Genomic DNA, 12393 nt, shown 5'->3' on the forward strand with positions numbered 1-12393 from the left:
AACACTTTGTTGCTATACTTTAAACTTCTAAATTCCTTGCCATGATTTTAGTTTGGCGACTACAAGGCAAGGAATGGCGACAAGCACCAAGATGATTTTATCATTATTTTAGTTAATCAACATTGGTGCTATATATTATATAAACCGTGGAGATGAAAAATGACAAAAGTAAATGGTATAAGTTTATCTTTGATTGCTGTTGCAATATTTTTAAATGTAGCAAATGCTGATTCAACAGATTTGGGTGAAGTCTCTGTTACAGCTACAAAAACAGAGAGAAAAGTTTCTGATGTGCCGGCGAGTATTAATATCATTACAGAACAAGATATTGAAAACTCAGTTGCTTTAAGTGCGAATGAAAGTTTAAAAAATATTGCCGGTTTAAATATACGAAACAGCATGGGATTAATGTCTGTTGATACAAGCAATAAGGTATATATGAGAGGCTTTGGGGGAAGCGATGCTCGCTCTTTAGTGTTAATAGATGGCGTTCCTATGAATGATCCATATACGGGCGCTGTAGATTGGAATCAGATTCCAATGAGTTCAATAAAAAGAATAGAAGTGGTTAAAGGTTCCGGTTCTTCACTGTATGGTTCAAATGCAATGGGTGGTGTCATTAATATTATTACTAAAAAACCCAAAGAACAAAAAACTGATATTGCTCTTAGTTATGCAAGCATGAATACTAAGATAGGTTCAATCTCTACTACTGGAAAGGTTGGTAAATTTGGTTATTTTTTATCTGGTCAAATAGCAGAAAGTGATGGATATATAACTGATGTAGCTGCTAATCAGAAAGAAAATACTATCAAAAGAGGTGTTGAGAGAGAGAATGCAAATATAAAGTTTACATATGACATTGACGACACTTCAGATATCACAGCTTCTTATATTTATTATCATAATCAAGATGTGGGTGGCTTAGATGTGCCTAGTGGCTATAATCCATACGAAAAGACAATGCATACACTTCAAGCAACTTATGCAAAATTTTTTGACAATTTATCAGATATGAAAATTACTATCTACAGTAAACCCGGTGAGAATTCGTATGACTCATTAAAATATAATGCGACTTATCAAACAGAATTGCAATATAAAGATGAAGGTAAAAACGATGATTATGGTGCAACTGCCCAATATACCATTCCAATAGAAGATCATATTATAACGGCTGGGGTTGATATGAAAAATAGTTATGCAGAAAAAAAAGATATTTACGCTACAGGTGATACTATATTTAAAAAAGGAAGTCAAGACTATTATGGAATATTTGCGCAAGATGAATGGTTTGTAAATAAACAATTTATTTTAAACATTGGTGCAAGAATAGATTACTATAAAAATCATAGCGGTGAAATGCATGATGAAGTCAATAGCATTGATACAAATTATAAGGAGAAAACATTTAATGCTTTTAGTCCTAAAATTGGAGCAGTTTATCATGCAACTAAATCAACATCTTTAAGAGCCTCTATAGGTAAAGCATTTAGAGCACCAACTGTAAGTGACCTCTATAGTAATTGGGTATATTATTCGAATGTGTATGCAGGAAATCCAAATTTAGATCCGGAGACCGTGATCTCTTATGAAATTGGAGTAGATCAAAAAATTGTAAATGGCAATATTCATATTACAGCGTATAGAAGTGATGCTGAGGATTTTATATATTCTATAGACCCGCTTGATCCCTCAAGTACAAATTATAAAGAGAAAACCAATGTGGGTGAAGTAGAGATTCAAGGGGTGGAGCTTGAAGTTGATTATACTTTTACAGATGCGTTAAAAGCAATGGCTAACTACACATACAATGAATCAAAAATCAAAAAATTTGAGGCTAACAGTGCACTAGAGGGCAAATACTTAACATATGTTCCAAAAAATAAAGCTTCAGTTTCTATTGAGTATATGAACCCAAAAATTATTAATATAATTGCTAGTGGAAGATATGTGGGAAAACGTTATAGTGATGATGCAAATACAGAATCTAGTGCATATGAGAGTTACACTCTGTTTGATTTAAAGTTATCAAGAAGCATAACTAAAAATAGCCAACTTGAAGTAAGTGTAGATGATTTGTTTGATAGAGGGTATATAGAATATCATAACTCCCCAGGAAGAGTTGTAATGGCAACTCTTAAAATAAGTTTTTAACGATGAATCTTATAATAAATTTAAAAAGAGCTATCCTTATAGTGTCTCTATTTTTGCCCATAGTACTAAACGCTTCAACATGGATTTATCAATATAAAAATAAAGAAACAAATGAAAAAGAGCTGTTAATAAAAAAAGGTAATTATCCTAATGGTAAGCAAATAGAGAGTTTTAATGACTCAGAAATCTTTATACGGGACATGGATAATAGTGTAACAAGGACAAATGTTATAAATGGAAAAATACCTTTTGATGTGCCATACAAAGGAAGCTATCATATTTTTTTTAAAAATCTATATTTAGAAGATGAAGTTTTAAATATAGAGTTATCTAGCATACGCATATATAATGTTTATGGTGACTTAAAAGATGCACTTGTAAAAGAGGTGCGTGGTAAAACGGTTGGTACTCACTATGCAAAAGAGCCGTTATCTGAAATACCATTTGAAGTAATCTTACAAAAACCTATAAGAAAGCATCACATTAACTGCTGTTTATACTCTGGTGATATCTTGCCATTTAAGATCTATTTTAAGAGTAATATAAAAAAAGATATACCTTTAAGAGTCTATACTCAAAAAGGTTGGACAAACAAGATAAATCCAGATAGTGATGGAATTGTCTCTTTTGAAATACCAAGAAATACTTATGCTGATATAAAAACCAATAAAAGATATAAAGAGTCTTTACTAGTGGAAGCTAGTTATGAAGAAAATATAAGTGGAATTTATAATGGCAAAGAGTATAAAAAGAGAGTTTATACAATGACTCTGCCATTTGATTTTCACACTTCACCTCTTGAATACTCTTCTCAACTTTCTGGTTTTTATGTAGTTGTCGGTGTAATGCTTGTTTTTTCATTAGGCATCTATTACTACAGACGAAAAAAGAAAAAAGAACCAAAAGACATATGGTTTGATGAAAAATAGAGAAGTTATATTTTAAGGAGTATTGGTGTCAAATTTAAAAAAGAAAATCAATAATATGAATCTTGTAAGATTTCGTTTTTGGTTTCAAATAGTTGCATTTTTATTGATTGTTTATGGTGGATATATTGGGTTTGATTTGGGTGATAAATTGCCTACATTTGCATGTGTGTATAACTCAGATGGAACAGGCGGAAAATGTTATCTTGGGATGCTTCAGCATGATTTAAATCACCATTGGGAAACTTTTTTAGGATTTGCCGGATATGCTTTTTCAATTTCATTAGGAATGTTTATAGTTTGGTTTTGGCTTTTAAATAAGGCTTGGTGTGGTTTTGTATGTCCGCTTGGTACAATGCAGGACTGGATTACAGCTTTTAGAAAAAAGTTAAAAATAAGATTTTCACAGTATGACTGGTCTAGCAGAGCAAAGATAAAATCGATTAAGTGGATTTTATTGATTTTACTTTTGATAATTCCTGTCATGATTTCAAATTCTGTTTTTGGACTTCCAACACTTCCAAATGGACTATCAATGCCCTTTTGTGATATTTGTCCGGGAAGGATGTTGATACCTGCTTTTACAGGTGATTTTGGTCAATTTTATATTGACTTTTCCTCTAAAACAGAGATTGTAATGACTACTTTGGGAATGATTATCGTTGGTCTATTTTTAGTTGGGTCTTTTATAAAAAAAAGATTTTTTTGTTATTTTTGTCCTATGGCCGCGTTGCAGTATACTTTTTCAAAACCAGCACTTTTAAAGCTTTACAAAGATGGCAGCAAATGTACAAAATGCGGTGATTGTTATAGAGCATGTGATATGGATATTTTAGAAATAGCTGATGATGTTACAAGTAAAAATCTTGTAACCGAAGATTGTACATTGTGTTTAAAATGTGTTGCAGCTTGTCCAGAAGAGGGTTGTTTAGAAGCAAATTTTGTTGGAAAAACTATTTTTGAATCAACAAAAGAAGGATTTATAATTAGGATGGCTATGGATAAAAAAAGGGAATTAAATGAGCAACATTGAGCGCACAATTGAAACACCAAAAGAGAAACAAAACAGACATAAAGCTATGGAGGCAATAAAAGTTATAAATAGTATTAAAGATGATTTTAAATCCCCAATTGAAAGTATGAACTATTTTTATGATTTATTTGAAAGAGTTTACTGTAAAAATGAATCACTCCATAATGACAAAACAAAAGTAGGAACTATGTGTATACAGATACCCTCTGAAATTATTTATGCTCTAGATGGAGTTCCTATAAGACTATGCAATGGATTTTACACAGATGATGAAATAGGAAGCGATTTATTACCGCAAAAGGCTTGTCCATTAGTAAAAGCTACTGTTGGACACTTTGCATCAAACAATTTTATTGATAAGCCTGATATTGTATTTTCTCCTACTACTTGTGATCAAAAAACAAAAGCTGGGACTATCATAAGAAATTATGGATTTAAGGTCATTGATGTTGACTTTCCTCGTACAAAAGAGAGCGAAGGAAGTCGTGAATACTGGAGAAAAAGTATAAAACAATTTGCAGTTGAATTATCAAAGTTTAAAAACAAAAAACTTACAAAATCAAATTTAGAAGCTTCAATAAAAAAGATAGGATATGCACAATCACTTTATCATAAATTGTCAGAATATAGAAAAGAAGAAATTCTCCCTATTTTAGGGTTAGATATGTTCTTGATAACAAACGCTTTTTTCTTCGATAAGATAGATAGCTGGACTGAAGCTATGGAAATTTTACTCAAAGAGATGAAAATAAGAGTAGATAAAAAAATAACTGTTGCTGGAAAAAGAAGTCCAAGAATTGTTTTTACAGGCTCACCACCTATCTTTCCAAACTATAAGATACCTCTTATTATAGAACAATCGGACGCTTTGATTGTAGCTGATGAAACTTGTAGTTCAAACAGAATGTTTAATGATATGGTAGCTGTTGATGAGTGGAATTTATATGATATGATAGATTCCATTTCAGATAAGTATCTAAAAGCGTGTACCTGTCCAATTTTTACAACTAATGATGATCGTATAAGAAGAATTATTGATCTTGTAAAAAATTATAAGGCTGATGCTGTTATATATCAAGCATTCGCAGGATGTACAGTATATGAGATGGAACAAAGAAGTGTGCTTGAAGCTATGGAAAAGGCAGGTATTGCTATTTTGTATATTGAGAGTGATTATAGTCCTTCTCAACAAGGACAGTTGAGCACAAGGATTGAAGCTTTTGTAGAATCAATAAAGAATAGACGAAGAAGGAAAAAATGAAATTATATATTTACGAGTATAATAGATGATGTTTATTTCTATATTTTTTATGGGTCTACAGCTAGGCGCAACTGCTTGCGCTATTAGTTGTATGCCTGTAATGAGTCCTATTTTACTAGCTAATGGAGAAGATAGATCAAGAACTATGAAAATTTTAGTTCAGTTTTTTGGAGCTAAAGTAGTTGCTTATACTCTCATAGCAGTTTTAGCCTTTTTTGGAGCTGGTTTAGTCAAATCTATGATTGAAAATTCTTTTTTTTCACAAATATTAGGTGCTTTTATTATTTTGCTTGGTAGTTGGCTTTTTTTCACAGCCCTAAGAGCTAAAAAATCCTGTATAAAAGGTTGCACAAATTCAAAGATATCTACTTTAGGATATCTAGGAATCGGATTTTTTAGCTCTTTTAGTTTTTGTGCTCCTTTGATGTCTCTTGTGCTACTAAGCTCTATAACTACTAATTTTAACACTTCGCTACTGTATGGGATTTCTTTTGGTTTGGGTGTAGTTTTAATACCATTTTTATTTTTTTACCTATTTATCTTTAAAATAAGTTCAAGTATTGCTGTGCAATTAGCAAAATATAAAAAGCATATAGAAATTTTTGCCTCATTATTATTAATTATTATAGGATTTTTAGTTTACTATCAACATTTGAAACTGTAAATATTTTATAACTAGTTCTCCTGATTAGTGGTATTTATAAAATTATGTTTTAAAAGAGGTAACTATATAAAATGTGCTACTAAGAGTTAGTTTTCAAAAAGTCATATAATTTTCCTCCAATGATTGTATAATCACTAAAATAAAGATTTGAGGTTTAAACCAAAAATGCAAGAGATTGAAAATATTGAACTAGAGTATTTAAAACTAGAGGATGTTAAAGAATTGCAAGAAGCGATGGTAATGTCTTATCCTAACTTGCCAGATTCATATTGGACAAAGAGTCAGATAAAAACTTTAACTGAGAAGTTTCCTGATGGTCAGATCGTTATTAAAGTAAATAATGAGATAGCTGCTTGTGCACTTAGCATCATAGTTGATTATGATAAGTTTTCAGACCATCATACATATAGCCAAATCACAGGAGAGTACACTTTTAGTACGCATAATGATGATGGAGATATTTTATATGGCATCGATGTTTTTGTAAAACCGGAATTTAGAGGGCTTCGCTTAGGGCGTCGTTTGTATGATTATAGAAAAGAACTTTGTGAAAAACTAAATCTAAAAGGCATAGCATTTGGTGGAAGAATCCCAAACTATCATAAGTACGTGGATGAGATATCACCAAAAGAGTATATAGAAAAAGTAAAAAGAAAAGAGATTGATGATCCTGTACTAAACTTTCAAATCTCCAATGATTTTCATCCATCTAAAATCCTAAAAGGATACTTAGAGGGAGATTTAGACTCTGGAGAGTTTGCGGTACTGCTTGAGTGGGATAATATCTACTATGAACGCCCAAATAAAAAAGCTACAACAAAAAAGAAGATAGTTCGTTTAGGTTTGGTACAGTGGCAGATGAGACCTTACTCAAACTTGGACGAGCTGATGCAACAAGCGGAGTATTTTTTAGATACAGTCTCAGGATATCGCTGTGACTTTGCTCTTTTCCCAGAGTTTTTCAACGCTCCGCTGATGGCGGAGAACAATCATATGTCAGAGCCTGATGCCATAAGAGAGTTGGCAAAACATACACAAACTATAGTTAAAAGATTTTCTGAACTCTCTATATCTTACAATATCAACATCATTACAGGAAGCATGCCGGAGATGAAAGATGGAGATCTTTATAATGTTGGATATCTGTGTAGAAGAGATGGTAGTATAGAGAGATATGAAAAAATCCATGTAACCCCAGATGAGGAAAGAATCTGGGGCATGCAAGGTGGAAGTAATCTTAAGACTTTTGACACTGACTGTGGAAAGATTGGGATACTTATCTGTTATGATGCTGAGTTTCCAGAACTTAGCCGTCTGCTTGCAGAAGAGGGAATGGATATTCTTTTTATACCATTTTTAACAGATACTCAAAATGGATACTCTCGTGTAAGATTATGCTCACAAGCTCGTGCTATTGAAAATGAGTGTTATGTAGCTCTTGGGGGAAGTGTTGGAAACTTACCAAATGTGCACAATATGGATATGCAATTTGCTCAATCAGCAGTATTTACACCATGTGACTTTGCATTTGCTACTAATGGCATCAAAGCAGAAGCTATCGCAAATAGCGAGATGGTGCTTATAGCCGATGTTGATATAGACCTGCTTACAGAGCTAAATAAGTTTGGAAGTGTAAGAAACTTAAATGATAGAAGAAAGGATATCTATGAAGTGACTAAAAAATATTAAAATTTAAAATAAAGGAAAAAAAAATGGAAAATAAAGTTGTATTGGTAACAGGCGCAAACGGCGGTTTAGGAAGTGTTTTTGTAGAGAAGATTTTGGAGTTAAATCCAAGTAAGATATATTGTACTGCTAGAGATATTAAGAGTTTACAAAACATCAAAGATTTGAGTGAGACAATAGAAGTAATAGAGTTAGATATTGCATCAAAAGAGTCTATAGATAAAGCAGTAACAAAGATAGACAAGCTTGATGTGCTTATAAATAATGCTGGAGTTAATTCAAACACTAAACTATTTGATGATAGTTTTATGGACATAGAAGTGAATCTAAAGGGAACTAGCAACCTAACAAAAGCACTTTTTGAAAAACTAAAAAGCTCAAAAGGAACAGTTGTAAATGTCACTTCGGTATTGGCTATAATCAACCTCCCCATAATGGCAAACTATTGCGTTTCTAAAAGTGCACTACACTCATTTACACAAGCACTTAGAGCTGAGTTTGGACTCTTTGGTGGTGAGGTTTATGAGGTGCTCCCTGGGCCGATTGAGACTAGGATGACAGAGGGTTCACCGATGCCAAAAACAAGTCCGCAAGATATAGTAGATGTAACGTTAGAGTCAATGAAAAACAAAGTATATGAGATATATCCTGATGTATTTGCACAGATGGTTAAAAAAAGACTTGAAGATGAGCCTAAAAAACTTATAGAAGAGTTTGCTATGAGTATTCAAAGATAGGAAAAAGTTCTTTAAAAAATATCAAGAATTATAATTAGATTTTAATAGCATCATAATTTAAAATTAAGATACTGTAGTATGTCAAAAAATAAATCGGAGTGAGTCATGAAAAAAATAATAGTTGGATTATTTGTATCAATATTTTTTATTGGATGTAGTTCAACAGCCGCACCAGAACAGGCAATCGAACCAAAGTTAGTTGTTGGAAAGAGTCTATCAGATGTGGCTCTAAGCGATCAGTTTGAAAAAGTACATAAAATAGAAGCATCTACAAAAAAAGTGATATTTGCATTTTCAAAAGATGTCGCACATACTTGTAATGATTTTTTTGTAACGCAGTCCCCTACATATTTAAGCCAAAATCATACACAGTTTGTTGCAGATGTAAGCGCAGCCCCATCACTAATTAGAAGTATGTTTATACTACCTGGGCTCAAGGATTTTAAGCACACTGTTTTATTGCTTGACGATAAAAAAAAGGCAGCACCTTACAGAGCAGAGATAAATAATGAGCAAATTGTTGTTGTCTATATCGATGATGGTTTAATTACAAAAATTAAAACTATTGACTCAGAGGATGAGTTAAAAAAAGTCATAGAAGCTAAATAAGCTTCTATATTATGCCCCTTTAGCGAAGTTTTTAAAATCCAAGCCTATTGTTTAAAAGAGTGAAGTAAAGATTATAATTTTTGTGATAGAATTATATAGATATAAAATATATAGGAATCTTTATGCAAAATCAGACAAACTTAGACAAACTAAATGATAAAATATCCCAAATATTACAAAGCTATAACTCTTTAAAAGAAGAAAATAAAACTTTTCGTACAGATCTCATAACGCTTAGAGCCGAAAATCAAGCTAAAGATGCAGAGATAGAAAAATTGGTAGAAGCAAACCTGATGAAAGATTTGGAGATAGAAGAGATAGTTGAAAAAATAGAAAGCATCTTAGAGTAGGGTTGTATGAGTAAAAAAATAGGGTTACTTATAGGAGGTCGCCGTTTTGATGTTGATGTAGAGGATAGTTTTGCTCCTTTTTTAGAAAAAAATATGGCAAACGACTTTAACAAAGATGGAAACAATGACTTAAAAAAACTACTTCAGGCTTATGTGAGAAGAACGCATGAGCTCTACTTACAAGAGAAAAAAATAGAAGATTTACTGAGTAAAACTAAGCTCTAACTTTAAATAGTTGCTATTTTATAATAGTATAAGTTAAGGTAGATATAATTTCATCCTCTTTAAACAGAGATGGTGTGCGCTCGTAGCTCAGCTGGATAGAGCACTGGTTTGCGGTACCAGCGGTCACATGTTCGAATCATGTCGGGCGCACCATACTTAAACTTCCTCAACAACGAATTTTCAAAGACTTTTTCAAAAAAACTATCTATACTTGAATTAATAGAAGTATCACTACGCCCATTCTAATATCTAATGCAAATTTTTATAAACGTGGATTAAAGGTTAACTGAGGATAGTTGCAATAATCTTTTTAGTGACACTTTAAAAAAAGAAGATTTCAATCAAATTAGAAAGTTTGCATTTAGAGGGTTTGGATGGTGTCAAGAGGGAGACTTGAACTCCCGACCTCCGGCTTATGAGACCAGCGCTCTAACCAGCTGAGCTACCTTGACATCCGTTTTGTAGGTCGGAATTATATAACTTGAAAACTTTAAGTTTGCTTTTGTGGAAAAAGAATTGCTTGTAATGGCATAGACTAAATAACATTTATAACATTTTGTAAGTAAAGTTTAGTCTGTGTTACTAAACTTATTGACTTTGTTACCTTTTTTTTGTAATATTACTATCTCAAATCATAAACTTTAAAAGGAGAATTAATGAACTTTCAACCATTAGGCAAAAGGGTCTTAGTAAAAAGACAAGACGAATCAAATACAACAGCATCTGGTATTATCATCCCAGACAATGCGACGGAAAAACCATTACAAGGAACTGTTGTAGCCATTAGCAAAGAAGTTAGCGATATTAGCGTGGGTAGCGTTGTTGTATTTGGTAAATTCTCAGGAAATGAGATTACACTAGATTCACAGAAGTATATAGTGATAGATACAGAAGATATTTTTGGAATCATTGGATAAATCAAACAAGTAAAACACCTTTTAATTCTCGAAAATTTATTTTCGTAGCTTTAGGGGGTTGTAGGGACATTTTTCCCTGCTGCTAAAACGGACTAGTTTGTTTTAGCATATAAATCAAATAAAAGTAAAAGGAATTAATAAACATGGCAAAAGAGATAATTTTTTCAGATAGTGCTAGAAATGCACTGGCTCGTGGTGTTGAAAAACTAACAGATGCAGTAAAAGTTACAATGGGACCTCGTGGTCGTAATGTGCTGATCCAAAAAAGTTACGGTTCTCCTATCATAACAAAAGATGGTGTGTCTGTTGCGCGTGAGATAGAACTAAAAGACAAACTAGAAAATATGGGTGCTGGACTTGTAAAAGAAGTAGCATCTAACACTGCTGATGAAGCGGGTGATGGAACTACTACTGCTACAGTTTTAGCGAACTCTATCTTTAGTGAGGGGCTAAGAAACATTACAGCAGGGGCTAATCCAGTTGAAGTTAAACGAGGGATGGACAAGGCTTGTGAGGCAATATTAGCAAACCTAAAAACATCAAGCAAAGCAATAAGTGGCAAACAAGACATAGCTCAAGTCGCTACAATTTCTGCAAACTCTGATACTTCTATTGGCGATATGATAGCTGAGGCTATGGAGAGAGTTGGTCAAGATGGTGTTATTACAGTTGAAGAAGCTAAGGGAATTTCTGATGAGTTAGAGGTTGTTGAGGGTATGCAGTTTGACCGTGGATACTTAAGTCCTTACTTTATTACAAACACTGAAAAAATGACTGCTGAGATCGAAAATCCTTGGATTTTACTAGTCGATAGCAAAATATCTTCACTAAAAGATCTTCTACCAGTTTTAGAACAAGTTCAAAAGACTTCTCGTCCACTTCTTATTATCGCTGAAGATGTCGAAGGTGAGGCTCTTTCAACTCTAGTTGTAAACAAACTTCGTGGCGTTTTAAATATCTCTGCTGTTAAAGCTCCAGGTTTTGGCGACAGAAGAAAAGCGATGCTTCAAGATATCGCAACTCTTACCAATGGAACTGTTATAGCACAAGAGACAGGACACACTTTAGAGGGTACTGATATCTCTTTGCTAGGTGAAGCATCTCGCGTAGTTATTGATAAAGACAACACAGTTATAGTAAACGGTGCAGGAACTAAAGAAGCAGTAGACGCTAGAATCTCTGAGATAAAAACTCAACTTGAAGCTACGAGTAGTGAGTATGACAAAGAGAAACTTCAAGAGAGACTTGCAAAACTTAGTGGCGGTGTAGCGGTTATAAAGGTTGGAGCTGCAACTGAAACTGAGATGAAAGAGAAAAAAGATAGAGTAGATGACGCGCTATCAGCTACAAAAGCAGCAGTAGAAGAGGGCATCATCATAGGTGGTGGTGCTGCTCTTATACGTGCTGCTGCAAAAGTTAAACTTAATGATCTTGAGGGTGACCAACTAATAGGTTGTGAGATTATTCTCCGTGCTGTAAAAGCTCCTATAAAACAAATAGCTAAAAATGCAGGTTATGATGCTGGTGTAGTTGTAAATGCGGTAGAGATTGCCGAAAATCCAAACATTGGTTTTAATGCAGCAACTGGTGAGTATGTAGATATGTTTGAAGCGGGAATCATAGACCCACTAAAAGTAGCTCGTGTTGCTCTTACAAACGCAACATCAGTGTCAAGTTTACTTCTAACGACAGAAGCGGCTATATATGAAATAAAAGAAGAGAGTGATGCAGACATGGGCGGAGGAATGCCTCCACAAATGGGCGGAATGCCAGGTATGATGTGAGAAAAGGATTAGCAAAAGCAAATTTCTTTGCTTTTGCCCTTTTC

Annotated in this window: 12 protein-coding genes and 2 tRNA genes; 13 read left to right on the plus strand and 1 reads right to left on the minus strand. The window is 33.3% G+C overall.

Features of this window, described 5'->3' with window-relative positions:
- Positions 1–159: 159 nt before the first annotated feature.
- The 11 genes from M947_RS15115 to M947_RS15165 all read left to right on the plus strand — a co-directional run bounded on the left by M947_RS15115 (position 160) and on the right by M947_RS15165 (position 9801).
- Positions 160–2157, plus strand: coding sequence for a TonB-dependent receptor (locus tag M947_RS15115; protein WP_021286897.1), 1998 nt, complete (start codon positions 160–162; stop codon positions 2155–2157).
- 2 nt (positions 2158–2159) lie between these two features.
- Entirely contained in the window at positions 2160–3086 is a 927-nt protein-coding gene (locus M947_RS15120) for a hypothetical protein (RefSeq protein WP_021286898.1), read from the plus strand.
- Between the two features lie 25 nt (positions 3087–3111).
- A complete protein-coding gene (locus tag M947_RS15125) occupies positions 3112–4116 on the plus strand; it encodes a 4Fe-4S binding protein (RefSeq protein WP_021286899.1) in 1005 nt (334 codons plus the stop codon).
- Complete coding sequence (locus M947_RS15130) at positions 4103–5377, plus strand: 2-hydroxyacyl-CoA dehydratase subunit D (RefSeq protein WP_021286900.1); 1275 nt, start codon at positions 4103–4105, stop codon at positions 5375–5377. The genes M947_RS15125 and M947_RS15130 overlap by 14 nt, the downstream gene beginning before the upstream one ends.
- A 25-nt stretch (positions 5378–5402) precedes the next feature.
- Positions 5403–6041: an urease accessory protein UreH domain-containing protein gene (locus tag M947_RS15135; protein WP_021286901.1), complete on the plus strand. Its 639-nt coding sequence runs from the start codon at positions 5403–5405 to the stop codon at positions 6039–6041.
- Between the two features lie 165 nt (positions 6042–6206).
- The gene (locus tag M947_RS15140; RefSeq protein ID WP_021286902.1) at positions 6207–7730 is read left to right on the plus strand and encodes a bifunctional GNAT family N-acetyltransferase/carbon-nitrogen hydrolase family protein; all 1524 of its coding nucleotides are present in this window, start codon (positions 6207–6209) and stop codon (positions 7728–7730) included.
- A gap of 23 nt (positions 7731–7753) precedes the next feature.
- Positions 7754–8464, plus strand: a complete 711-nt coding sequence (locus M947_RS15145; RefSeq protein ID WP_021286903.1) for an SDR family NAD(P)-dependent oxidoreductase — start codon at positions 7754–7756, stop codon at positions 8462–8464.
- 105 nt (positions 8465–8569) lie between these two features.
- Positions 8570–9073: a hypothetical protein gene (locus M947_RS15150; RefSeq protein ID WP_021286904.1), complete on the plus strand. Its 504-nt coding sequence runs from the start codon at positions 8570–8572 to the stop codon at positions 9071–9073.
- Between the two features lie 122 nt (positions 9074–9195).
- Entirely contained in the window at positions 9196–9423 is a 228-nt protein-coding gene (locus M947_RS15155; RefSeq protein WP_021286905.1) for a hypothetical protein, read from the plus strand.
- Positions 9424–9429: 6 nt separating this feature from the next.
- Positions 9430–9648 carry a hypothetical protein gene (locus M947_RS15160; protein WP_021286906.1) on the plus strand — a complete coding sequence of 73 codons (219 nt, stop codon included), beginning with the start codon at positions 9430–9432 and terminating at the stop codon, positions 9646–9648.
- A gap of 76 nt (positions 9649–9724) precedes the next feature.
- Positions 9725–9801: transfer RNA gene (locus tag M947_RS15165), tRNA-Arg, on the plus strand.
- A gap of 222 nt (positions 9802–10023) precedes the next feature.
- Here M947_RS15165 and M947_RS15170 read toward each other — a convergent pair.
- Positions 10024–10100, minus strand: a tRNA-Met gene (locus M947_RS15170).
- Between the two features lie 204 nt (positions 10101–10304).
- Between M947_RS15170 and groES the strand changes: the two genes are divergently transcribed.
- Both groES and groL read left to right on the plus strand, forming a co-directional pair.
- Positions 10305–10565 (plus strand): co-chaperone GroES, encoded by a 261-nt coding sequence (groES, locus tag M947_RS15175; protein WP_021286907.1) that lies wholly within the window; start codon positions 10305–10307, stop codon positions 10563–10565.
- Between the two features lie 143 nt (positions 10566–10708).
- Positions 10709–12349 (plus strand): chaperonin GroEL, encoded by a 1641-nt coding sequence (gene groL, locus M947_RS15180; protein WP_021286908.1) that lies wholly within the window; start codon positions 10709–10711, stop codon positions 12347–12349.
- The last annotated feature ends 44 nt before the right edge of the window (positions 12350–12393 follow it).

It is taken from the genome of Sulfurimonas hongkongensis, from assembly GCF_000445475.1.
In the GTDB taxonomy this organism is placed as follows: Bacteria; Campylobacterota; Campylobacteria; order Campylobacterales; family Sulfurimonadaceae; genus Sulfurimonas; species Sulfurimonas hongkongensis.